The organism is Streptomyces sp. NPDC085946, from assembly GCF_044540485.1.
GTDB lineage: Bacteria > Actinomycetota > Actinomycetes > Streptomycetales > Streptomycetaceae > Streptomyces.
Genome location: NZ_JBITSF010000005.1, coordinates 405,871 through 428,663, shown reverse-complemented (window position 1 = coordinate 428,663; position 22,793 = coordinate 405,871). Strand labels below are relative to the sequence as shown.

The 22,793-nt window shown below is 73.0% G+C and carries 21 protein-coding genes and 1 pseudogene; 9 read left to right on the top strand and 13 right to left on the bottom strand.

Features of this window, described 5'->3' with window-relative positions; all coding sequences use genetic code 11:
* Nucleotides 1–262: 262 nt before the first annotated feature.
* The gene (locus ACIF8T_RS14180) at nt 263–1,825 is read left to right on the top strand and encodes an LCP family protein (protein WP_400034728.1); all 1,563 of its coding nucleotides are present in this window, start codon (nt 263–265) and stop codon (nt 1,823–1,825) included.
* 30 nt (nt 1,826–1,855) lie between these two features.
* Here ACIF8T_RS14180 and ACIF8T_RS14175 read toward each other — a convergent pair whose 3' ends face one another.
* Nucleotides 1,856–2,887, bottom strand: a complete 1,032-nt coding sequence (locus ACIF8T_RS14175; protein ID WP_400034657.1) for a glycosyltransferase family 2 protein — start codon at nt 2,885–2,887, stop codon at nt 1,856–1,858.
* A 264-nt stretch (nt 2,888–3,151) separates the two neighbouring features.
* Between ACIF8T_RS14175 and ACIF8T_RS14170 the strand changes: the two genes are divergently transcribed.
* The gene (locus ACIF8T_RS14170) at nt 3,152–4,516 is read left to right on the top strand and encodes an LCP family protein (RefSeq protein ID WP_400034655.1); all 1,365 of its coding nucleotides are present in this window, start codon (nt 3,152–3,154) and stop codon (nt 4,514–4,516) included.
* A gap of 73 nt (nt 4,517–4,589) precedes the next feature.
* Here ACIF8T_RS14170 and ACIF8T_RS14165 read toward each other — a convergent pair whose 3' ends face one another.
* Nucleotides 4,590–5,147, bottom strand: coding sequence for an acyl-CoA thioesterase (locus ACIF8T_RS14165; RefSeq protein ID WP_400034653.1), 558 nt, complete (start codon nt 5,145–5,147; stop codon nt 4,590–4,592).
* Nucleotides 5,148–5,266: 119 nt separating this feature from the next.
* Here ACIF8T_RS14165 and ACIF8T_RS14160 point away from each other — a divergent pair, with 119 nt between their 5' ends.
* Nucleotides 5,267–6,538, top strand: a complete 1,272-nt coding sequence (locus ACIF8T_RS14160; protein WP_400034651.1) for an LCP family protein — start codon at nt 5,267–5,269, stop codon at nt 6,536–6,538.
* A 51-nt stretch (nt 6,539–6,589) separates the two neighbouring features.
* Here ACIF8T_RS14160 and ACIF8T_RS14155 read toward each other — a convergent pair whose 3' ends face one another.
* Complete coding sequence (locus tag ACIF8T_RS14155) at nt 6,590–6,955, bottom strand: four-helix bundle copper-binding protein (protein ID WP_400034649.1); 366 nt, start codon at nt 6,953–6,955, stop codon at nt 6,590–6,592.
* A gap of 147 nt (nt 6,956–7,102) precedes the next feature.
* Complete coding sequence (locus ACIF8T_RS14150) at nt 7,103–8,260, bottom strand: acyl-CoA dehydrogenase (protein WP_400034647.1); 1,158 nt, start codon at nt 8,258–8,260, stop codon at nt 7,103–7,105.
* Between the two features lie 189 nt (nt 8,261–8,449).
* Here ACIF8T_RS14150 and ACIF8T_RS14145 point away from each other — a divergent pair, with 189 nt between their 5' ends.
* Nucleotides 8,450–9,793: a UDP-glucose dehydrogenase family protein gene (locus ACIF8T_RS14145; protein WP_400034645.1), complete on the top strand. Its 1,344-nt coding sequence runs from the start codon at nt 8,450–8,452 to the stop codon at nt 9,791–9,793.
* 98 nt (nt 9,794–9,891) lie between these two features.
* Here the strand turns inward: ACIF8T_RS14145 and ACIF8T_RS14140 are convergent, their stop codons facing one another.
* Complete coding sequence (locus ACIF8T_RS14140) at nt 9,892–10,398, bottom strand: CGNR zinc finger domain-containing protein (protein ID WP_400034643.1); 507 nt, start codon at nt 10,396–10,398, stop codon at nt 9,892–9,894.
* A gap of 114 nt (nt 10,399–10,512) precedes the next feature.
* Here ACIF8T_RS14140 and ACIF8T_RS14135 point away from each other — a divergent pair, with 114 nt between their 5' ends.
* Nucleotides 10,513–10,872, top strand: a complete 360-nt coding sequence (locus ACIF8T_RS14135) for a VOC family protein (protein ID WP_400034642.1) — start codon at nt 10,513–10,515, stop codon at nt 10,870–10,872.
* Between the two features lie 34 nt (nt 10,873–10,906).
* A complete protein-coding gene (locus ACIF8T_RS14130) occupies nt 10,907–11,296 on the top strand; it encodes a VOC family protein (RefSeq protein WP_400034640.1) in 390 nt (129 codons plus the stop codon).
* Between the two features lie 89 nt (nt 11,297–11,385).
* Here the strand turns inward: ACIF8T_RS14130 and ACIF8T_RS14125 are convergent, their stop codons facing one another.
* Nucleotides 11,386–12,543, bottom strand: coding sequence for a dipeptidase (locus ACIF8T_RS14125; protein ID WP_400034638.1), 1,158 nt, complete (start codon nt 12,541–12,543; stop codon nt 11,386–11,388).
* A gap of 139 nt (nt 12,544–12,682) precedes the next feature.
* Nucleotides 12,683–13,039 (bottom strand): annotated as a pseudogene (locus tag ACIF8T_RS14120) (MerR family transcriptional regulator); the annotation flags it as partial.
* 52 nt (nt 13,040–13,091) lie between these two features.
* On the opposite strand from ACIF8T_RS14120, the gene ACIF8T_RS14115 reads away from it, so the two are divergent.
* On the top strand, nt 13,092–14,222 hold the full coding sequence (locus ACIF8T_RS14115) for an alkene reductase (protein WP_400034636.1): 1,131 nt from the start codon (nt 13,092–13,094) through the stop codon (nt 14,220–14,222).
* On the opposite strand, the gene ACIF8T_RS14110 is transcribed toward ACIF8T_RS14115, so the two are convergent.
* The 3 genes from ACIF8T_RS14110 to ACIF8T_RS14100 are packed head-to-tail and all read right to left on the bottom strand — an operon-like array spanning nt 14,171 to nt 17,015.
* Entirely contained in the window at nt 14,171–15,349 is a 1,179-nt protein-coding gene (locus tag ACIF8T_RS14110; RefSeq protein WP_400034634.1) for a dipeptidase, read from the bottom strand. The two genes, ACIF8T_RS14115 and ACIF8T_RS14110, sit on opposite strands and share 52 nt — an antisense overlap.
* 5 nt (nt 15,350–15,354) lie before the next feature.
* Nucleotides 15,355–15,879 carry a 5-(carboxyamino)imidazole ribonucleotide mutase gene (purE, locus tag ACIF8T_RS14105; protein ID WP_400034632.1) on the bottom strand — a complete coding sequence of 175 codons (525 nt, stop codon included), beginning with the start codon at nt 15,877–15,879 and terminating at the stop codon, nt 15,355–15,357.
* Nucleotides 15,876–17,015 carry a 5-(carboxyamino)imidazole ribonucleotide synthase gene (locus ACIF8T_RS14100; protein WP_400034630.1) on the bottom strand — a complete coding sequence of 380 codons (1,140 nt, stop codon included), beginning with the start codon at nt 17,013–17,015 and terminating at the stop codon, nt 15,876–15,878. Before ACIF8T_RS14100 ends, purE begins: the two co-directional genes overlap by 4 nt.
* Nucleotides 17,016–17,170: 155 nt before the next feature.
* Here ACIF8T_RS14100 and ACIF8T_RS14095 point away from each other — a divergent pair, with 155 nt between their 5' ends.
* On the top strand, nt 17,171–17,728 hold the full coding sequence (locus ACIF8T_RS14095) for a GtrA family protein (RefSeq protein ID WP_400034628.1): 558 nt from the start codon (nt 17,171–17,173) through the stop codon (nt 17,726–17,728).
* A 38-nt stretch (nt 17,729–17,766) separates the two neighbouring features.
* Here the strand turns inward: ACIF8T_RS14095 and ACIF8T_RS14090 are convergent, their stop codons facing one another.
* Complete coding sequence (locus tag ACIF8T_RS14090; RefSeq protein WP_400034626.1) at nt 17,767–19,038, bottom strand: ATP-binding protein; 1,272 nt, start codon at nt 19,036–19,038, stop codon at nt 17,767–17,769.
* Between the two features lie 67 nt (nt 19,039–19,105).
* Nucleotides 19,106–19,783, bottom strand: coding sequence for a response regulator transcription factor (locus ACIF8T_RS14085; protein ID WP_400034624.1), 678 nt, complete (start codon nt 19,781–19,783; stop codon nt 19,106–19,108).
* Between the two features lie 514 nt (nt 19,784–20,297).
* Here ACIF8T_RS14085 and ACIF8T_RS14080 point away from each other — a divergent pair.
* Nucleotides 20,298–21,794 (top strand): oligopeptide:H+ symporter, encoded by a 1,497-nt coding sequence (locus ACIF8T_RS14080; RefSeq protein ID WP_400034622.1) that lies wholly within the window; start codon nt 20,298–20,300, stop codon nt 21,792–21,794.
* Nucleotides 21,795–22,082: 288 nt separating this feature from the next.
* On the opposite strand, the gene ACIF8T_RS14075 is transcribed toward ACIF8T_RS14080, so the two are convergent.
* Nucleotides 22,083–22,679 carry an ATP-binding protein gene (locus ACIF8T_RS14075; RefSeq protein WP_400034620.1) on the bottom strand — a complete coding sequence of 199 codons (597 nt, stop codon included), beginning with the start codon at nt 22,677–22,679 and terminating at the stop codon, nt 22,083–22,085.
* Between the last annotated feature and the right edge of the window lie 114 nt (nt 22,680–22,793).

The following is a 22,793-nucleotide window of genomic DNA, read 5'->3' as shown; positions in this document are numbered from 1 at the left end:
CGAAGCCGACGCGCGAGCCCTGGACGACAACGGCAAGGACCCGGCCGAAGCATCGGCCCGGCACGACGGCAAAGGCGAACGCGAAGCCGACGCGCGAGCCCTGGACGACAACGGCAAGGACCCGGCCGAAGCATCGGCCCGGCACGACGGCAAAGGCGAACGCGAAGCCGACGCGCAGGCCCTGGACGACAACGGCAAGGACCCGGCCGAAGCATCGGCCCGGCACGACGGCAAAGGCGAGCGCGAAGCCGACGCGCGGGCCCTGGACGGCGACGGCGGGGACGGCGTGGACCCGGCCGGTCCGCGCGTCCCGCACGACGGACCGCGGCCGCGCCGCGGGCGCCGTGCGCTGAAGTGGTCGGCGGCCGTCCTCGCGCTCCTGATACTCGGCACGGCCGGCGCCGGCTACCTCTACTACCGGCACCTCAACGCCAACCTCAAGCAGGTCCCGCTCAACCTGGGCGACGGCAAGGTCGCCGAGCCGACGCCGAACGCCGCCGGCCAGACCCCGCTGAACATCCTGCTCATCGGCTCCGACGCCCGGGACACCGAGGAGAACCAGGAACTCGGCGGCGCCCGGGAGACCTTCGGCTCGACCCCCCTCGCGGACGTCCAGATGCTGGTCCACCTGTCCGCCGACCGGTCCAACCTCTCGGTCATCAGCATGCCCCGCGACACCCTCGTGCACATCCCCAAGTGCACCGACCCGGACGACGGGAAGGTCTACCCGGCGAGCCGGGGCCGGATGATGACGAACCAGAGCCTCGGCCACGGCGGTCCCGGCTGCACGGTGGCCACCTGGCAGGAGCTCACCGGCATCCACATCGACCACTTCGTCATGGTCGACTTCGCGGGCGTGGTGTCGATGGCCGACGCGATCGGCGGCGTCCCGGTGTGCGTGGACGCCAACATCCACTCCCGCGACAGCCAGGGCCACGGCTCCGGTCTGAAGCTGCCCGAGGGCACCCACCCGGTGCAGGGCGAGCAGGCCCTGCAGTGGCTGCGCACCCGCTACGGCTTCGAGGACGGCAGCGACCTCGCCCGCGCCAAGGCGCAGCACATGTACATGAACTCGATGGTCCGCGAGCTGCGCGAGAACGCCACCCTGAGCAGCCCCAACAAGCTCCGCAGGCTGGCCGAGCGCGCCACCGAGGCCCTCACGGTCGATCCGGGCCTGGACACCGTCAAGAAGCTGTACGACCTCAGCAACGAGCTGCGGAAGGTGAAGCCGGAGCGCATCACCATGACCACCATGCCGAACCGGTACGTGGGCGCGCGGGTCGAGCCGACCGAGGACGCCGAGCGGCTCTTCCGGCTGGTGCGCGAGGACATCCCGCTGGACGGCAAGGGCGTGCGGAAGAAGGAGCGGACGGCGGCGGAGCGGAAGTCGGACGACCCGGCGGCCGCCGACGGCGAGATCGCGGTGCAGGTCCGCAACGGGACGCGGACCGAGACCCTCGCCCCCGCGCGCGGACGCGCGACCACGGTCGCCGGGCTGCTGGCGGACGAGGGCTTCACCCGGGCGGTCGCCGACCCCTCCGCGGTCCCGGGCGCGGACCGGACGGTGGTCCGCTACCCGAGCGCCGAGCTGGAGGGCGACGCCCAGCGGGTCGCCGAGGCCCTCGGCATCCCGCTGAGCGCGGTGCGGCGGTCGACCGACGTGTCGGGGGTCACGCTCACCGTGGGCGCGGACTGGCGCGAGGGGACGGCGTACCGGGCCCCGAAGGAGGCCGCGGCCGACGACAGCACGCCGGAGTCGGCCAACGCGCTCAACGGCGCCGACGACAAGGCCTGCATGCACGTGAACCCGGCGTTCACCTGGTGACCGGGCGGCGGCCCGGCGGGGCCCAGCCGCTCACGGGGTGGGGTTGAGCACCGCCGGCCGCCGCGAGGCGATGACCTTCCTCGCCAGCGACCTGGGGCTGGTCAGGAAGCCCCAGCCCCACGACATGTGCATGGTGGCCAGCGCGACGGGGATCCGGAGCCGCGCCCGCAGCGGCAGCCCCTTGCCCGCCGGGACGGAGCCGAGGGCGATCGCCGCGAGGTAGCCGCCGGGGACCACGAAGCCCCACGGCGTCAGCGCGGCGCCCACCACGACGCCCGCGGCGATCGCGCACACCGCGGTCGGCGGCGCGAGGTAGCGCAGGTTGATGGAGCCGGAGTGGTAGCGGGCGACGACGTGCCGCCAGCGCCCGTAGTCCTTGTACTGCTTGGCCAGCGCCCGCACGCTCGGCCGCGGCCGGTACGACACCTTGAGCTCCGGCGAGAACCAGATCAGCCCGCCGGCCTCGCGGATGCGGTAGTTCAGCTCCCAGTCCTGGGCGCGGATGAACTCCTCGTTGTAGCCGCCCTGCCGCTCCAGCGCCTCCCGGCGGAAGACGCCGAGGTACACGGTCTCGGCCGGACCGGCCTGCCCGCCGGTGTGGAAGGCGGCGTTCCCGACCCCGATCCTCGAGGTCATGGCGGCGGCCACCGCGTGCTCCCAGTCGTTCTCGCCCTCGGCGTGCATGATGCCGCCGACGTTCTGCGCGCCGGTCTCCTCCAGGAGCCGGACGGCGGTGGCGATGTAGTCCGGGGAGAGCATGCCGTGCCCGTCGACGCGGACCACGATCGGATGCCGGGACGCCTTGATGGCGGCGTTCAGCGCCGCCGGCGTCCGGCCGGTCGGGTTGGGCACGGTGTGCACGCGCGGGTCTTCGGCCACGAGCTCGGCGGCGATCTCGTCCGTGCGGTCCGTGGACGGACCGAGGGCGATCACGACCTCCATCTCGCCGGCGTACTGCTGCGCGAGGATCGCTTGGACTGCTCCCCGCAGATGCCGCTCCTCGTTGAGGACGGGCATGATCACGGACACGGCAGGGAGCCGCACGTCGGGATTGGCGTTCATAGGAGCCTCACGTTACCGCGAACGGGGGACAGCGGTGCGCGCCGCCGGGGGCGGTGACCCGGGCCACAGATCGTACGGGCCTACGGTGCTCCCGGATCCCACGTACGGCCGTCGTCCGGAGGAGTCCCCTTGCCCACGCCCCCTCGCTCCCCCCGGCCCGCCGCCGGTCCGCAGCGCCGCCCGCAGCCGCCCCGCCGCGCGCCCTCCTCCCCCGCCCACCCGGGGACGCGGCCCCCCGTACGGCGGAGGAAGCCGCGCTGGGCCATGCGGGCGGTCACGACGCTGTCCGTGGTGGTCCTGGCCTCCGCCGGGATCGGGCACGCGGTGATGTCGAGCCTGGACGCGGACATCGACCGCATCGACCCCTTCAAGGACATGAAGAACCGGCCGCGCGCCGGGCACGGCATGAACGTGCTGCTGGTCGGCACCGACGGCCGCGACAGGATCACCAGGGAGGAACGCCACCGGTACCGGCTCGGCGGGGCGCCCTGCCGCTGCACCGACACGATCATGATCGTGCACATCTCGGAGGACCGGGAGCGGGCCAGCGTGGTGAGCCTGCCGCGCGACTCGTACGCGGTGACGCCCCCGCACACCGACCGGACCACCGGCAAGCGGCACGGCGGGCACCCCGTCAAGCTCAACGCGGCGTACGCGGAGGGCGGGCCGGAGCTGACCGTGCGTACGGTGGAGCAGATGACCCGGGTGAAGATCGACCACTACCTGGAGCTCGACTTCACCAGCTTCATGAGGACGGTCGACGTGGTGGGCGGCGTCGAGATCTGCACCGCCGACCCCCTGAAGGACCGCTACACCGGCCTGGACCTGCCGCCCGGCCGGCACACGCTGGGGGGCGGGCAGGCCCTGCAGTACGTGCGCGCCCGGCACGTCGACGGGGCCTCCGACCTGGGCCGGATGAAACGCCAGCAGCGCTTCATGGCCGCGCTGGTCTCCCGCGCCACCTCCTCCGGGATCCTGCTGAACCCGTTGAAGTTCCGCGACGTGACCCGGGCCGTGCTCGGCTCGGTGCGCGCCGACAAGGGCTTCGGCACGGACGAGCTGCTCGACCTGGGGCGGGCGATGCGGAACTTCTCCCCCGCGTCCTCCGAGTTCACCACCGTGCCGATCGGCCGGATGGGGCACGCCGTGAAGGGCGTCGGCTCGACCCTGAAGTGGGACCCGGTGAAGTCCGAGCGGCTCTTCCGGGCGCTGCGCGAGGACCGGCCGCTGGCCGTGAAGCGGCCGGTCCGCCGGGCGGTGCTCGTGCCCGTCGCCCCGCAGCACATCCGGGTCCAGGTGGAGAACGGCACGCTCACCCCCGGCCTCGGCCGCCGGGTGGACGCGACGCTCGCGGCGCACGGGTTCCGCACGACCAGGGCGCCGGTGAACGCGCGGGACCGGGCCGTGCGGCGGACCGTCGTCGCCTACGACCCCCGGTGGGACCGCTCGGCCAAGTCCCTCGCGGCCGCCCTGCCGGGCGCCGAGCTGCGGCCCGTGAAGGGGCTGGGACCCACGCTCAGGGTGATCGCCGGGGCGGACTTCCGGGAGGTGCGGAAGGTGCGGGCGGAGAGCCAGGCGGAAGGGGAGTTCGGGGTGGTGCGGGGGGACGAGGTGCGGTGCGCGCCGTGACGGCGCCGGCTCCCCGGGCCGCCCGGCAGGGCGCCGGACGGGCACCCGGCCGGGCCCCGCTCCGGCACCCGGCTCAGTCGTCGAAGCCCTCCGCCGCCCGCTTCTCCCGCAGTTCCATGATCGCGCGGCGGCGGGCCAGGCGGTGGGTGCGGCGGATCTGGGCCTCCTGGTAGCGGCGCTTGTCCTGCTCGGTCTCGGGCAGGACCGGCGGGACCCGGCGCGGCCTGCCGTCGGCGTCCACCGCGGCGAAGACCAGGTAGGCCGAGCCGACCTGGGTGGGTGGGGCGGACTCGTTCCAGCGCTCGGCCAGGACCCGCACGCCGACCTCCATCGAGGTCCGGCCGGTCCAGTTGACCTGGGCCTTCACGTGCACGAGGTCGCCGACGCGGACCGGCTCCAGGAAGGCCATCTCGTCCATGGACGCCGTGACGGCCGGTCCGCCGGAGTGCCGCCCGGCCACCGCGCCCGCCGCGTCGTCGACCAGTTTCATGATCACCCCGCCGTGCACGGTCCCCAGCAGGTTCGTGTCGTTGTGGGTCATGATGTGGCTGAGCGTGGTGCGGGACGCCGAGGTCGGCTTGCCCGGGATCTCCGGAGTTCCCGACTCCGCGGCTGAGGCCTGGTCTGTCATGGACTCCACCTTATGCCGACCCGAACATCTGCCGGATTTGTGTCAGCTTCGCAACAGCGGGGCCCTGATTTTCCGACGACCCTTGTACGGCACACAGCCCTGCCCTGCACACTGAGCCCATGAACGATTGGCCCGAGGCATGGTCCGACGACAACCGCGGCGACCGCCGGTACGGACGCGGCAGCGCAGGCGCGCAGGCTGAGGGCGCCCGCGTGATGCGCCAGGTGCGCCGCGGCGGCGCGCCGGTGCCGCCCGCCCCGGGCCAGGCGCCGCCGCACGGCGTCCCGCGCCAGCCGTCGTACGTCGACGGCCGCGGGTACGACGAGCCGGCCGGTTACGACAGCGGCTACAACACGGGCCAGGTCTACGGCGGCGGCGGTCACGGCGGCGGCCCGGGCGGGCCGCGTCCCGCGCCGAACTGGGGCCGCCGCATCAAGGTGACGGCCGTCACCGCGGCGACCGTGCTGCTGGTGACGACCGTCGGCACGTACTTCTGGGCGGACTCCAAGCTCAACCGCGACGTCGACCTCTCCACGGTCATCGACCGGCCGGAAGCGGGCGAGGGCACGAACTACCTCATCGTCGGCTCCGACAGCCGCGAGGGCATGTCCGACGAGGAGAAGAAGAAGCTGCACACCGGGTCCGCCGAGGGCAAGCGCACGGACTCGATGATGATCCTGCACACCGGTGACAACGGGCCGACGCTGATCTCGCTGCCGCGCGACTCCAACGTCACCATCCCCGAGTTCAAGGGCTCGGAGTCCGGCAGGACGCGGGCCGCGATGGGTGCCAACAAGCTGAACGCGGCGTACTCCATCGACGGGCCGACGCTGCTGGTGCGCACGGTCGAGTTCAACACCGGCCTGCACATCGACCACTACGTGGAGATCGGCTTCGCCGGCTTCGCGAACATCGTGGACGCGGTCGGCGGCGTGGAGATGGACATCCCGCAGGACATCAAGGACACCAAGTCCGGCGCGAACTTCGAGAAGGGCAAGCAGACCCTGAACGGCGAGGAGGCCCTCGCCTTCGTCCGCACCCGCTACGCGCTGGCCGGGTCCGACCTGGACCGCACCAAGAACCAGCAGAAGTTCCTCTCCGCCCTCGCCAACCAGGTGGCGACGCCGGGCACGGTCCTGAACCCCTTCAGGCTCTACCCGACCATGGGCGCGGGCCTGGACTCCCTGGTCGTCGACAAGGACATGGGGCTGTGGGACCTGGCGTCCATGTTCTGGGCGATGAAGGGCGTCAGCGGCGGCGACGGCACCTCCATGAACATGCCGATCGCGGGCAACGCCGCCAACGGCAACCTCCAGTGGGACATGACGAAGGTCAAGACGCTGGTGGAGCAGCTGAAGAACGACGAGAAGGTCACCGTCACGGCGAAGTGAGCCGGCACGCCGGCAGCGGCGGGGAGGAGCCCCGCCGCTGCCGGAACGGTGTCACATCGTGGCGCCGGCCATCGTGCGGCACGTCTCGGAACAGCGGCGACACGCCTCCGCGCAGCGCATCATCTGCGCGTCGTCCGGCATGGACATACACGCCTCGGCGCACATGTCACAGGCCCGGGCGCACAGCGCGCACATCTCGGCCGCCATGGGCGAGCGGCGCATCATCATGTCGGCGCACATGCGGGTCATCTCGGCGCAGTCCATCACGGCGCGCATGATCTGCATCTGGGCCTGGCCGCCCATCTGCAGGCAGGAGCTCATGGTCTCCTCGCACACGGTGTGGCAGGCCAGGCACGCGTCGACGCAGTCCTGCATCTCCTTGCTCATCGCGGTCATGGGGGCGGGCTGCTGGGTCATGGCTCCTCCTCGGGGACGGCGGAGGCCGGGCCGGCCCCCGGTACTTCCGTCCTACGCCTCTTGGCCCGGGTCCGCCACGGGGGCGGACGCGGCACAGCCCCCGGCCGGGAGGGCCGGGGGCTGTGCCGCGTCGCGCCGGACGGACCGCTACGGCAGGTTGCGGGCCATGACGATGCGCTGGACCTGGTTGGTGCCCTCGTAGATCTGGGTGATCTTCGCGTCGCGCATCATGCGCTCCACCGGGTAGTCGCGGGTGTAGCCGTAGCCGCCGAGGAGCTGGACGGCGTCGGTGGTGACCTCCATGGCCACGTCGGAGGCGAAGCACTTGGCGGCGGCGCCCAGGTAGGTGAGGTCGGCGTCGCCGCGCTCGGAGGCGGCGGCGGCCTGGTAGGTCAGGGCGCGGGCGGCCGAGATCTTCATGGCCATGTCGGCGAGCATGAACTGGATGCCCTGGAAGTCGGCGATCGGCTTGCCGAACTGCTTGCGCTCCTTGACGTAGCCCTTGGCGTAGTCCAGGGCGCCCTGGGCGATGCCCAGGGCCTGGGCGGCGATGGTGATGCGGGTGTGGTCGAGGGTCTTCATCGCCGTGGCGAAGCCGGTGCCCTCCGCGCCGATCATGCGGTCGGCGGGGATGCGCACGTTGTCGAGGTAGACCTCGCGGGTGGGCGAGCCCTTGATGCCGAGCTTCTTCTCCGGGGCGCCGAAGGAGACGCCGGGGTCGGACTTCTCCACGACGAAGGCGGAGATGCCCCTGGAGCGCTTCTCCGGGTCGGTCACGGCCATGACCGTGTAGTACTCGGAGACGCCCGCGTTGGTGATCCAGCGCTTGACGCCGTTGAGGACCCAGTGGTCGCCGTCGCGGACCGCGCGGGTCTTCATGCCGGCCGCGTCCGAGCCCGCTTCGGGCTCGGACAGGCAGTAGGAGAACATGCCCTCGCCCTTGGCGAGCGGGGCCATGTACTTCTTCTTCAGCGCCTCGGAGCCGGACAGGATCACCGGCAGCGAGCCCAGCTTGTTCACCGCCGGGATGAGGGAGGAGGACGCGCACACCCGCGCAACCTCCTCGATCACGATGACGGTGGCGAGCGCGTCGGCGCCCGACCCGCCGTACTCCTCGGGCACGTGCACCGCGTGCAGGTCGTTGGCGACCAGGGCGTCGTGCGCCTCCTGCGGGAAGCGGGCCTCCTCGTCCACCGCCGCGGCGTGCGGCGCGATCTTCGCCTCGGCCAGCGCGCGGACGGCGTCACGGAGCATGTCGTGCTCCTCGGACGGGCGGTACAGGTCGAAGTCAGCCGATCCGGCCAAGGTCTCTCACGCTCCAGAACGCTTCGGTGGTGACGCTAACTACCGTTAAGTAATCAAAATTTTATGGCGTCGCCCACACGAGTGATACGTGAGCTTGCCGACAGCGGGGAAGTTGCCCCGCGAGGCGCTCTCCCATGCCCCGGATATGCTCGGGCCCGCACCACCCTGCCGCAGACCCCTGGAGCACCCATGGCCCTCAAGATCACCGTGATCGGCACCGGTTATCTCGGCGCGACCCACGCCGCGGCCATGGCCGAGCTCGGCTTCGAGGTGCTGGGGCTCGACGTCGTCCCGGAGAAGATCGACAAGCTCCGGCGCGGCGAGGTCCCGATGTACGAGCCGGGCCTGGACGAGCTGCTGCGCAGGCACGTCGCCGGCATCGAGGGGTCCAGCGGGCGGCTGCGCTTCACCATGGACTGGGCCGAGGCCGGCGCGTTCGGCGACGTCCACTTCGTCTGCGTCAACACCCCGCAGCGGCACGGCGAGTACGCCTGCGACATGTCGTACGTCGACGCCGCGTTCGCGTCCCTGGCGCCGCACCTGACGGGTCCGGCGCTGGTGGTCGGCAAGTCGACGGTGCCGGTGGGGTCGGCGGACCGCCTGGCCCGCTACCTGGCCGAGCACGCGCCGGCGGGCGAGGACGCCGAGCTGGCCTGGAACCCGGAGTTCCTGCGCGAGGGCTTCGCCGTCGAGGACACCCTGCACCCGGACCGGATCGTCGTCGGCGTGCGCAGCGAGCGCGCCGAGAAGCTGCTGCGCGAGGTGTACGCCACGCCGGTCGCCGAGGGCTCCCCGTTCGTGGTGACGGACTTCCCGACCGCCGAGCTGGTGAAGACGGCCGCGAACTCCTTCCTCGCCACGAAGATCTCCTTCATCAACGCCATGGCCGAGGTGTGCGAGGCGGCGGGCGGTGACGTGGCCAGGCTGGCGGAGGCCATCGGCTACGACGACCGGATCGGCCGGAAGTTCCTGCGGGCCGGGATCGGCTTCGGCGGCGGGTGCCTGCCGAAGGACATCCGGGCGTTCATGGCGCGCGCCGGCGAGCTGGGCGCGGACCAGGCACTGACCTTCCTGCGCGAGATCGACTCGATCAACATGCGCCAGCGCGGGCAGATGGTGGAGCTGGCCCGGCAGGCGCTGGGCGGCGGGCCGTTCCTCGGCAAGCGGGTCGCGGTGCTCGGCGCCACCTTCAAGCCCGACTCCGACGACGTCCGGGACTCGCCCGCGCTGAACGTGGCCGGGCAGATCCACCTCCAGGGCGGCCAGGTCACGGTCTACGACCCCAAGGGCATGGACAACGCCCGCCGCGTCTTCCCGACCCTGGGGTACGCCGGCTCCGCGCTGGAGGCCGTGCGCGGGGCGGACATCGTGCTGCACCTGACGGAGTGGCGGGAGTTCCGCGAGCTGGACCCGGAGGCCCTCGGCGAGGTGGCGACGGCCCGGGTGATCCTGGACGGGCGCAACGCCCTCGACCCGGAGCAGTGGCGCAAGGCCGGCTGGACGTACCGGGCGATGGGCCGCCCGACCGCGTAACCGGTCGCGGGGCGCGGGGCGCCGGTTCGGCCGAGGCTCAGTCGGCCGAACCGGCTTCCTGGTGCATTCTGCCCCACGGGGCGCGCGCCGCGGCGCCGTTACGCCTCTTTGGCCCGGTACCGGCGCATCTTCGCGCGGGCCCCGCACACCTGCATCGAGCACCAGCGGCCGCGGCCGGCCGGGCTGCGGTCGTAGTACGCCCAGTGGCAGTCGGCCGCCTGGCAGGCCTTCAGCCGGGTCCAGGTGCCCGCGACCAGGGCCTCGGCCACCGCGGCGGCGACGCGGGAGAGCAGCGGGCGGCCGTCGGCGGGGGCGAGCGCGGCCGAGCCGTCCCGCTCGTCGATCCTGACCAGCAGCGGCGCCCCGGCCAGCAGGACGCCGAGCGGGGTCACCTCCCGGTGCGGCGGGTGGCCCGCGTGGGCGAGCAGGGCGGCGCGCAGGGACTCGCGCAGCTCGCGCGCCCCGTCCACGGCGTCCTCGGCGAGCCCGAGACGCGCCCGGCCCTCCGCCGTGTCCAGCGCGTCGGCGCCCGACTCGACGTCCAGGGTGTTCACCAGGGCCTGCACCAGGGCCAGACCCCCCGGCGCGGCCGATCGCTCGCTCATGCCTGGACGGTACCTCCGAATCCCCCTTGCGTCGTTACCCCCTATGCGAAAGCATGCGGTAACGGTTACTGGTTACCCGCTTCTACAGGTAACGCAGACTTCGAGGAGGAAGTCATGGCTCTCGCCAAGCTGGACGTCGTCGTCCTGGACTGTCCCGACCCGCGCGCGCTGGCCGGTTTCTACGCCGAGGTGCTGGGCGGGACCGTCGAGGGGGAGGGCGACTGGGTGGACCTGAAGGTGCCGGGCGGCCGGACGCTGGCCTTCCAGGCGGCCCCGGGGCACGTACCGCCGCGGTGGCCGGAGGCCGGCCACTCGCAGCAGTTCCACCTGGACCTGACCGTCGAGGACCTGGACGCGGCCGAGCAGGGCGTGCTGGCACTCGGCGCCAAGCCGCTGGACACGGCGGACCGGTCGCGCGGCTTCCGGGTTTACGCCGACCCGGCCGGGCACCCGTTCTGCCTCTGTGCCTGCTGACCGTCCGTCACACGACCCGACACCGGGAGGCCCCATGCCCGTGGCACGCCTGCGCAACGTCGTCCTGGACTGCCCCGACCCGCTCGAACTGGCCCGCTTCTACGCGGCGGTCGGGGGCGGCACGCCCCAGGAGGAGGACCCCGACTGGGTCGTGCTCCACGTCCCCGACGGGCCCCGGCTCACCTTCCAGCGGGCGCCCGGGCTGACCCCGCCGGAGTGGCCGCGGGCCGACCGCAACGCGCAGCAGTTCCACCTCGACTTCGACGCCGGGTCCACCTGGGAGGAGGTCGACGCGGCGGAGGAGCGGGTGCTGGCCCTCGGGGCGCGCGTCCTGGACCGGGAGGACTTCGAGAAGAAGGACTTCCGGGTCTACGCCGACCCGGCGGGGCACCCGTTCTGCCTCTGCCGGATCGACCACGGCTAGGGGCTGTCGTTCGGATCCCGCCGCGGACGCGGGGCCCGGCGCCGACGACACACAGTCGATTCCCCGCGACCTGATCCGGACGACAGCCCCTAACCGTCCCCGCGGCCGCCCGGCCGCTCCCCGTCCAGGTCGGCGAGGGTCATCCTCGACGGCTCGCGGCGCTGCCGGGTCGCGTGGGCGGTGAACGCGGCCCCGCGCAGCACCCGCTGCACGTTCCCCCAGGTCAGCAGCGCCACGTGGGACTCCTCCCAGCCGCGCCGCAGCAGCTCGGCGATCAGCCTCGGGTAGCAGGAGGCGTCGCCGAGCTCCTGCGGGTGGGCGGCCCCGGAGTCGTAGGTGCCGGACAGGCCGACGCTCTCCGGGCCGGCGACCGCGCGGACGTGGTCGAGGTGGTCGGCGACGTCGCGGACGGCCGGCCCGGTCTGCTCGGCGGTCAGCGGCACCATGCACACGCCCTTGGCGGCGCCCAGCTCGGCGAGCAGGTCGTCGGGGAGGTTGGCCGGGTGGGGCCGCAGGGCCCGGGCCGCGGAGCGGGTGCACAGCACCGGCGCCCTGGAGACGGTCAGGACGCGGCGCACGGTCGGGGCGGAGGCGCCGGAGAGGTCGGCGAGCACACCGAGCCGGTTCATCTCCCGCACGACCTCCTCGCCGAACCGGGTCAGCCCGTGCGCTCCCGCCCAGGAGACGCCGGTCAGCGTGAGCACGCGCAGGCCGAGGGCGTACAGCTGGCGCAGGATGCCGGTGGAGTCGCCGAGGGCGGTGGCCTGGGCGGGGCCCAGCAGCACGGCGACGCGGCCGCAGTTGCGGGCGTCGGTCGTCTCCCCGGGGGTCCGGACCAGCCGCAGGCCCGCCTCGTGCCCGGCGACCACCGTCTTCACCAGGTCGATCTGCTCCAGGGTGGCGCCCACGGCCCGGTCGGCGCCGAGGTCCTCGGGCAGGTGCAGGGAGCAGAACAGCGCGCCCACCCCGCCCCGGCGCAGGCGCGGCACGTCGGTGTCGACGCCGCTCTCGCCGAGCTCCAGGTCGTACCAGGGCAGGCTCCGCAGCGCCCGCGCCAGGGCGCTGTACCCGTCGGCGACGGGATGGGCGGCGAGGACGGCCCGGGCCCGGACCACCGGGGCGTCGTCCGGGTCGGAGACGGCCTGGTAGGGCTCGTCCGGGACGGCCTCGGCGGCGTGCGGCACGGCCGCGTCGTCGATCTCGCCGACTTCGGTCGCGCTGTGCAGGTCGTCGTGGAGATCGGCCATGGCGGGCTCCGTACGTCGTGACCTCGGTACTGATCGCTTCCCGTCACCGTCGCACGGAGCCCCCGGGGGCTTCCTGGTGGGCGGGGCGTTCGGGGGTACGGGCCGGTCCGGGCCCGCCGGCGGCCGGCGCCGCGGCGTCCGCGCCCCGGGCCACCGCGATCACCTCGTCCAGCGTCTCGCGGGAGCGGACCAGGTCGGCGATCATCCGGTCGATGCGGGCGCGCTCCTCGGTGAGGTCGGCGACCAGCCGCGGGGTGGCGACGGCCGAGGGCCCGCCGTCGGCGTCCCGCATGCAGGGCAGCAGCCGCGCGATCTTCGGGCTGGACAGCCCCGCCGCGAACAGCTCCTGGATGCGGATCACCCGGTCCACCGCGGCCTCGGGATACTCGCGGTGCCCGCCGGACGTCCGGCCGGACGCCAGCAGCCCCTGCTTCTCGTAGTAGCGCAGCGACCGCTCGCTCACGCCGGTGCGCCGGGCCAGCTCACCGATCCGCATGCTCCCCCCAGGGCTTGAACCTGACATCAGTGTCAGGTTCTAGCGTACGGACATGACGCACCCGACAGCACTCCTCGAACCGGCCGCCCTGGGCCCGCTGGCCCTCCCCCACCGCCTGCTGATGGCACCGCTGACCCGCAACCGGGCCGCCGCCGACGGCACCCCGACCCCGCTCATGGCCACCTACTACGCCCAGCGCGCCTCCGCCGGCCTGATCATCGCCGAGGCCTCCACCCCCAACCCGGTCGGGCAGACGTACCCGAACATCACCGCGATCCACACCGCGGAGCACGTGGCCGGCTGGCGGCGGGTCACGGACGCCGTGCGCGCCGCCGGCGGGCGGATGTTCCTCCAGATCCAGCACGGCGGCAGGGTCGGGCACCCGGCGACCAGCGGGCTGACCCCGGTGGCGCCCTCGCCCGTGCCGCTGCCCGGGACGATCGTCACGCCCGGCGGCCACCGGCCCGCCGTGGTGCCCAGGGAGATGACCGGGGAGGACATCCGCGCCACCGTCGCCGACTTCGCGGCCGCCGCCCGACGTGCGATCGAGGCGGGCTTCGAGGGGGTGGAGGTGCACTCCGCCAACGGCCACCTGCTCCACCAGTTCCTGGCCGGCAACACCAACCGGCGCACCGACGGCTACGGCGGGCCGGTGGCCGGGCGGATCCGGTTCGCGGCCGAGGTGGTCGAGGCGGTGGCCGCCGCCGTCGGACCGGAGCGGACCGGGGTGCGGATCTCCCCCGGGAACACCGTCAACGGCATCGCGGAGACGGACACGGACGACCTGTACCCGGCGCTCGTCGAGGCCCTCGCGCCGCGCGGGCTCGCCTACCTGCACCTGGTGCACGCCGACCCCGGCGCGCCGCTGTTCCGGCGGATCCGGGCGCTGTGGCCGGGCACCCTCGTCGCCAACCCGGTGCTGCCCGAGGTGACCACCGAGGCCGTCCTGGCGGGTTCCGCGCGCCTGCTGGAGGCCGGGGCCGACCTGATCGCGGTCGGCCGCCCGTTCCTCGCCAACCCGGACCTGCCGGCCCGGCTGCGGCTCGGCGCGCCGCTCAACCCGGTGCGCGACCGCTACCTGATGTACGTGGGCGGGGCGGACGGCTACACCGACTACCCCGCCCTGGACGGTCAGCCGTCGAGCGACTCGATCGTGGCGTTGGACGCGGGGCGCGTGGCCTGAAGGCCGCGGGCCACGTCCTCCGCCGCGCCGAGCACCCGTACCGCGTTCTTCCAGGTCAGCTTGGCCAGGTCGGCCTTGGACCAGCCGCGGTCCAGCAGCTCGGCGATCAGGTTCGGGTAGCCGGAGACGTCGTCCAGGCCGTCCGGCGTGAAGGCCGTGCCGTCGTAGTCGCCGCCGATGCCGAGGTGGTCGACGCCCGCCGCCTCGCGCATGTGGTCGAGGTGGTCGGCGACGGTCGCGACCGTGGCGACCGGACGCGGGTGCCGCTCCTCGAAGGCGCGGTGCACCTTCATCGCCTCGGCGGTGGTGTCCAGCGGGTGGAAGCCGTGCGCCCGCATGTTCTCGTCCGCCGCGGCCGTCCAGTCCACGGCCGCCTGGAGCACGAACTTCGGCACGAACGTCACCATCGCCACACCGCCGTTGGCGGGCAGCCGCTCCAGCACGTCGTCCGGGATGTTGCGGGGGTGGTCGCACACCGCCCGGGCCGAGGAGTGCGAGAAGATCACCGGCGCGGAGGAGGTGTCCAGCGCGTCGCGCATGGTGGTGGCGGCGACGTGCGAGAGGTCGACCAGCATGCCGAGCCGGTTCATCTCCCGGACCACCTCGCGGCCGAAGGCCGACAGGCCGCCGACGCCCGGCTCGTCGGTCGCCGAGTCCGCCCACGCCACGTTGTCGTTGTGGGTGAGCGTCAGGTACCGCACGCCCAGCGCGTACAGCCCCCGCAGGGTGCCGAGGCTGCCGGCGATGGAGTGCCCGCCCTCCGCGCCCATGAGCGAGGCGATCCGGCCCTCGCCCCGCGCGGTCTCCATGTCGGCGGCCGTCAGCGCGGGGGCCAGCTCCCTCGGGTGGCGGGCCAGCAGCTGCCGTACGCAGTCGATCTGCTCCAGGGTGTCCGCCACCGGCTCGGGCGAGTCCGTGCGCACGTACACCGACCAGAACTGCGCACCGACCCGGCCCGCGCGCAGCCGCGGCAGGTCGGTGTGCAGGTGGGCCCGCTGGTCGACGGTCAGGTCACGGGCGGCCAGGTCGTAGCGGACCTGCGTGCGCAGCGCCCACGGCAGGTCGTTGTGCCCGTCGGCGACGGGGAACTCGGCGAGGAGCGCGTGGGCGTCGTCCAGGGACGTCATCGGGCTCACTTCCCGAAGCCGAAGCCGCCGCCCGGTCCCTCGACCTTGGACCGCAGGCGCTTGCCCTTCTCGGTCGCCTGGTCGTTCAGGTCCTGCTGGAACTCCCGCATCCGCTGCAGCAGTTCCTCGTCGTGCGCGGCGAGGATCCGGGCCGCGAGCAGGCCCGCGTTGCGGGCACCGGCGACGGAGACGGTCGCGACGGGGACGCCGGCCGGCATCTGCACGATCGACAGCAGCGAGTCCATGCCGTCGAGGTACTTCAGCGGCACGGGCACGCCGATGACCGGCAGCGGGGTCACGGAGGCGAGCATGCCGGGCAGGTGGGCGGCCCCGCCCGCGCCCGCGATGATCACCTTCAGGCCCCGGTCCGCGGCCTGCTCGCCGTAGGCGACCATCTCGCGCGGCATGCGGTGGGCGGAGACCACGTCGACCTCGTAGCCGACCTCGAACTCGTCGAGGGCCTTGGCCGCCGCCTCCATGACGGGCCAGTCGGAGTCCGACCCCATGACGATGCCGACAACAGGGCTCATTCGGTGATCGTGCCTCTCAGGTAGCCGGCAGCGTGACGGGCGCGCTCCAGCACGTCGTCCAGGTCGTCGCCGTAGGTGTTGACGTGGCCCACCTTACGGCCGGGCTTCACGTCCTTGCCGTACATGTGGATCTTGAGCTGCGGGTCGCGGGCCATGCAGTGCAGGTACGCGGAGTACATGTCGGGGAAGTCGCCGCCGAGCACGTTGACCATGACCGTCCACGGCGCGCGCGGGCGCGGGTCGCCCAGCGGCAGGTCCAGGACGGCGCGGACGTGGTTGGCGAACTGCGAGGTGATCGCGCCGTCCATCGTCCAGTGGCCGGAGTTGTGCGGGCGCATCGCGAGCTCGTTGACGAGGATGCGGCCGTCGCGGGTCTGGAACAGCTCGACCGCGAGGTGGCCGACGACGCCGAGTTCCTTGGCGATGTTCAGGGCCATCTCCTCGGCCCGCAGGGCCAGGGACTCCTCGAGATCGGGCGCCGGCGCGATGACGGTGTCGCACACGCCGTCGACCTGCCGCGACTCGACCACCGGGTAGGCCACCGCCTGCCCGTGCGGGGAGCGCACGACGTTGGCGGCGAGCTCGCGCACGAAGTCGACCTTCTCCTCGGCGAGCACCGGGACCCCTGCGCGGAAGGGCGCGGCGGCCTCCTCCACGGAGTCCACCACCCACACGCCCTTGCCGTCGTAGCCGCCGCGGACGGTCTTGAGGACCACGGGGAAGCCGTCGCCCTCGGCCGCGAAGGCGGCCACGTCCTGCGGGTCCGCCACGATGCGGTGCCGCGGGCAGGGCACGCCGATCGCGTCGAGCTTCGCGCGCATCACGCCCTTGTCCTGGGCGTGCACGAGCGCGTCGGGACCCGGGCGCACGGGGATGCCGTCCGCCTCCAGGGCCCGCAGGTGCTCGGTGGGCACGTGCTCGTGGTCGAAGGTGATCACGTCGCAGCCGCGCGCGAAGTCGCGCAGCGTGTCCAGGTCGCGGTAGTCGCCGACGACGACGTCGCCGACGACCTGCGCCGCGGAATCCTGGGGCGTGTCACTGAGGAGCTTGAACCTGATGCCGAGCGGGATGCCCGCCTCGTGTGTCATACGAGCGAGCTGGCCACCGCCGACCATGCCGACTACCGGGAACGTCACACGCCTAGGGTATCGGCCGCGCCACGGTGGCCGGATTCCCGGTCCTCCCCCGCCCGTCGCGCCCGGCGCGGGCGCCCGTCCGCAGGAAGATCGCGCGGGAGGGTGGTTAGCATGGCGGGGTTGACGCCGACCGATGGACGGGGGCCTGCACGACCATGGGACGTGGTTCCACGGGGCTCCGTTCGGCGCCCCCCAGTGCCGTGCGGCAGCGTATCGACCGCCTGATGCGCGAGCTCGCCAAGTTCGGCGCGGTCGGGGGTGCCGGCCTGCTCGTCAACCTCGGCGTCTTCAACCTGGTGCGGAGCGTGACCGACCTGCCGGTGGTGCGCGCGAGCGTGATCGCGACCGTCGTCGCGATCGTCTTCAACTACGTGGGCTTCCGCTACTTCACCTACCGGGACCGCGACAAGGGCGGCAGGACCCGGGAGATGACCCTGTTCCTGCTGTTCAGCGCGGCCGGCCTGGTCATCGAGAACGGCATCCTGTTCGTCGCGACGTACGGCTTCGGCTGGGACAGCCCGCTGCAGAACAACGTCTTCAAGTTCCTCGGCATCGGCATCGCCACGCTGTTCCGCTTCTGGTCCTACCGCACGTGGGTGTTCCGCGCGCTGCCCGCTCCCCCGGCGGCGGACCCGGCGTCGTTCCCCGCGCGGGAACGGGCGGGGGACCGGCACCGGGACAAGCCCCGGCGGACCCGCCAGCGCGTGCCGTAGGCCGCCTCACCGGACGGCCGGCTCACCGGGCGGTCGCCTCACCGGACGGTCGGCTCGCCCTCCCCCGTCCTCTGCGAGGGCGGCGTGCGCGACAGGAACAGTCCGAACACCGGCGGCTTGGCCTGGAGCATCTCCAGACGGCCCCCGTCCGCCTCGGCCAGGTCCCGGGCCACCGCGAGGCCGATGCCCGTGGAGTTCCGTCCGCTGATCGCCCGCTCGAAGATCCTCGCCCCGAGGTCCGCGGGCACGCCCGGCCCCTCGTCCGTGACCTCGATGACGGCCTGGTTCCCGGTGACCCGGGTGCGCAGCGCCACCGTGCCGCCGCCGTGCATCAGCGAGTTCTCGATCAGCGCGGCCAGCACCTGGGCGACCGCGCCCGGGGTGCCCACCGCCTCCAGGTGCCGCTTGCCGGAGCTGACGATCGCCCGCCCCGCGCTGCGGTACGCCGGCCGCCACTCGGCGAGCTGCTGCTGGATGACCTCGTCGAGGTCGAAGGTGACGGCGGAGCCGGTGCGCGGGTCGCGGGAGTTCGTCAGCAGCCGCTGCACGACGTCGGTCAGCCGCTCCACCTGCGTCAGCGCGATGGTCGCCTCCTCCTTCACCGTGCTCAGGTCGTCGGTGAGGGTGATCTCCTCCAGCCGCATCGACAGCGCCGTCAGCGGGGTGCGCAGCTGGTGGGAGGCGTCGGCGGCCAGCCGCCGCTCGGCGGTGAGCATGCGCGCGATGCGCTCGGCGGAGGCGTCCAGCACGTCCGCGACCCGGTCCAGCTCGGGAACGCCGTACCGCTTGTGCCGGGGGCGCGGGTCGCCCGAGCCGAGGCGCTCGGCGGTCTCCGCGAGGTCGGTCAGCGGGGAGGCGAGGCGGTTGGCCTGGCGGATGGCCAGCAGCACCGCGGCGATCACCGCCAGCAGCGCCACCAGCCCGATGATGAGCAGGGTCCGGCCGACCTCCCGGGTCACCGACGAGCGCGGCTCCTGCACGGTGACCGTCTCGCCCTCCTCGCCCGGCTCGGTGGCGCTGATGACGTCGCCGTCCGGCTTGGAGCCGACCTCTATGGGCTTCTCCCCCGGGATCCGGATCACGGCGTAACGGTCCTGCGTGACCTGGTCGCGCAGCACGTCCGCGTCGACGTGGTCCGCGATCAGCAGCCGGCTGTCGACGATGCTGGCCAGCCGGACCGCCTCGGACTTCACCCGGTCCTGGGCGCTGTTGCTGATGGTCCGGGTCTCGACGATGACCAGGGAGACGCCGAAGACGGCGATCACGACGAGCACCACGGCGAGCGTGGACTGGATCAGGCGACGGCGCATGTCCTCTTACCGTTTGTTGTCGTTCACGGCCGCCGGCCGGCGGGGTCCGGCCCGGGCCGGGCCGCCTTCAGCTCTTCTCGAAGCGGAAGCCGACGCCGCGCACGGTGGCGATGTAGCGGGGGTTGGCCGCGTCGTCCCCGAGCTTCTTGCGCAGCCAGGAGATGTGCATGTCGAGGGTCTTGGTCGACGACCACCAGGTGGTGTCCCAGACCTCGCGCATCAGCTGGTCGCGGGTGACGACCCGGCCGGCGTCCCGCACCAGCACCCGCAGCAGGTCGAACTCCTTGGCGGTGAGCTGGAGCTCCTCCTCGCCCATCCAGGCCCGGTGCGACTCGACGTCGATCCGCACGCCGTGCGTGGCGGGCGGCTGCTGGGGCTCGGCGGCACCGCGCCGGAGCAGGGCGCGGACCCGGGCGAGCAGTTCGGCGAGCCGGAAGGGCTTGGTGACGTAGTCGTCGGCGCCCGCGTCGAGCCCGACGACCGTGTCGACCTCGTCGGCGCGCGCGGTGAGGATCAGGATCGGGACGGTGTGGCCCTCGGCACGCAGCCGGCGGGCGACCTCCAGCCCGTCCATGCCGGGCAGCCCGAGGTCCAGCACCACCAGGTCGACGCCGCCCTGTATGCCGGCGTCCAGCGCGGTGGGTCCGTCCTCGCGCACCTCGACCTCGTACCCCTCCCGGCGCAGGGCACGGGCCAGCGGTTCCGAGATGGACGCGTCGTCCTCGGCGAGCAGTACTCGGGTCATGAAGTGATGGTAGTCCGGCCCCGGCAAGAGCCGAGGTGTGATCGCGCACCTCGGTTCTTACCGCCGGCACACCGGTTTCTTACCCGGGGGCGCGTGCGCACGGACCTGCGCCTGTGGGATGAGATCCTGGGGCGGACCTTCGAATGGACGCCTTCGGTTCCCTTGAAACCTGTGATCCGTGTCTCAAGTCCTTCCATATCAGACTGTGTCCTGCCGTATGGTGAATCAACGCCTGTAGCACCGCGGGGACCTTCGGCGGCCATTCGACGCTGAGGGTCTTCTTTGTGTGCGGGCCGGCTCCGGCCGGCCCTTCCCCCCAGCAATGACCTGTGGCCGGGCCTCGTAGCGCAGAGCCGCGCGCAGAGGCGTGGATCCCGGTGGACGCCGTCCGCCGCTCCGTGATCCGGAGCGGACTCCCCGTGGGCGCGGGGTGGACGGCACGGACCCGCCGGTGCCGGCCGCCCCACCGGGCGCGACCCCTCGGGTGACGCGTCCCGACCAGCAAGGAACGACCATGGCGTCCAGCCTGACGAAGGACTCGGTCACCCCGGGCACCCCCGGCTCCGAGCGGACCTTCTTCGGCCACCCCCGCGGACTGGCCACCCTCTTCATGACCGAGATGTGGGAGCGCTTCTCCTACTACGGCATGAGGGCCCTGCTCCCGCTGTACCTCGTCGCTCCGGGTGGCCTGCACCTGAGCGCCGGCACGGCGACCGCGATCTACTCGGTCTACGTGTCGCTGGTGTACCTGCTCGCGATGCCGGGCGGCTGGTTCGGCGACCGGGTCTGGGGTCCCCGCAAGACCGTCGCCGTCGCCGGTGCGGTCATCATGCTCGGCCACCTCACGCTGGCCCTGCCCTCCTCGGGCACCTTCTACGCGGGTCTCGGCCTGGTCGCCATCGGTTCGGGTCTGCTGAAGGCCAACATCTCCACGATGGTCGGCCACCTCTACGACGGCCCGGACGACCCGCGCCGCGACGGCGGCTTCACCGTCTTCTACATGGGCATCAACCTCGGTGCCTTCGCCGCGCCGCTGATCATCGGCACCATCGGCGAGAGCGTCGACTGGCACCTGGGCTTCGCGCTCGCCGCGCTCGGCATGGCGCTGGGCCTGGCCCAGTTCCTGATCGGCAGCCGCCACCTGGACACCCGCTCCAGCCTCGTCCCCAAGCCGCTGTCCGCCGAGGAGAAGACCGCCACGCTGCGCAAGGCCGCGGTCTGGGCGGGCATCGCCGTCGTCGCCTACACGGCCCTGGGCGTCACCGGCCACTACACCCTGAACTGGGTGCTGGTCCCGCTGACCCTGCTCGGCGTGATCATCCCGACCCTCGTCCTCGTCCGCATCAAGCGCGACAAGGAGCTGGACCGGGCCGAGCAGTCCAAGATGTCGGCGTACATCTGGTTCTTCGTCGCCGCGGCCGTCTTCTGGATGATCTACGACCAGGGCGGCTCGACCCTGTCGATCTTCGCGTCCTCCTCCGCCGAGAACAGCGTCCTCGGCTGGGACTTCCCGGTCTCCTGGTACCAGTCGGTCAACCCGGTCCTGATCATGGCGCTGGCCCCGGTCTTCGCCTGGTTCTGGCTGGCGCTGAACCGGCGCGGCAAGGAGCCGAGCACGATCGTGAAGTTCGCCTCCGGCCTGGTCCTGGTCGGCGCGTCCTTCTTCCTCTTCCTGGCCCCGCTGTCCATCGCCGAGGGCGGCCACAAGGCCGCCGCGCTGTGGCTGGTGGCGATCTACTTCACCCAGACCGTCGGCGAGCTGCTGCTCTCCCCGGTCGGCCTGTCGGTCACCACGAAGATGGCCCCGGCCAAGTACGCCTCCCAGATGATGGGCGTCTGGTTCCTGGCGGTCACCGCCGGTGACGCCACGACCGGCCTGCTCTCCCTCGCCGGCGTCGACCTGAACAAGACGGGCATCGTGGCCCTGGAGGCCACCCTCGCCGTGCTCGCCGGTGTCGCGGTGTGGATGTACCGCACCAAGGTCAAGGAGCTCATGGGCAACGTCCGCTAGGCCCGGCCGGCCCGGCGGGAACGAGTCGTCGGAGGGTCACCGCGTCCATCGGGGCGCGGTGGCCCTCCGGGCTTTTCCCGGCTCCGGCGACCGGGGGCGGGAAGGGGCGGGAAAACGGGCGAGGGCCGCACCGACGGCGGCGCACAGAACCGCACACGAGGGGTGCGAGCGCACAGAAACCGACACCCGGAGGGGGCGTCGGCTCGAAGGGGGCAGGCGGGGGCGGGAGCGGGGCGGTACGCGCAATGCGCCCTCGCGGCGGCGGGGCGCGCCCGGCACGCGTACGCCCTACGCGGGCGCTCCCAGCTCCGCCCAGACCCTCTTGCCCGCGACGCCGGGGGTCCGTACGACCCCCCAGTCCAGGCAGAGGCGCTGGACGATGAACATGCCGTGGCCGCCGGGGCGGCCCGCGCGGTGCGGGGTGCGCGGGGCCGGCTGGCCGGTGCCCCGGTCGGAGACCTCGACACGGATCACCTTGTTGTCGCAGGAGATGAACAGCTCGTCGGGGCCCTCGGCGTGCAGGCAGGCGTTGGTGACCAGTTCGGAGACGACGAGCAGGACGTCCTCGGCGGCGGCCCGCTGGTCGGCGCCGGCGGCGGGCAGCCAGCCCCACGCGTACAGCGCCTGGCGGGTGAAGTCGCGGGCGAGCGGGACGACCCCGCTCTGGCCGTCGAAGCTCAGCCGGCGGACCTGACGGCTCCCGGACGGCGCCGGCGCCTCGGACGGCGCGGCACCGCCCGCGCCGGCTCCCCCGGACGGCACGACACCGCCCGCCGCGGACGCACCGACCACCGGTACGCCGCCCCCGGGCGCCCCGGGCGCCCGGGAAGCGCCGCTGGGCTCCGGACCGCGGTCGCCCGGCGAGCAGGGCCGGGTGGTGCTCATCAGCGCTTCACCTCACCGATTCACCAGTTCTCGATTCACAAGGTCAGTACACAGTCAGTCACGCGGTGCGCGGCCGGTCGGTTCTCGCCGCACCCGTCACCCCGGCTGCCGATA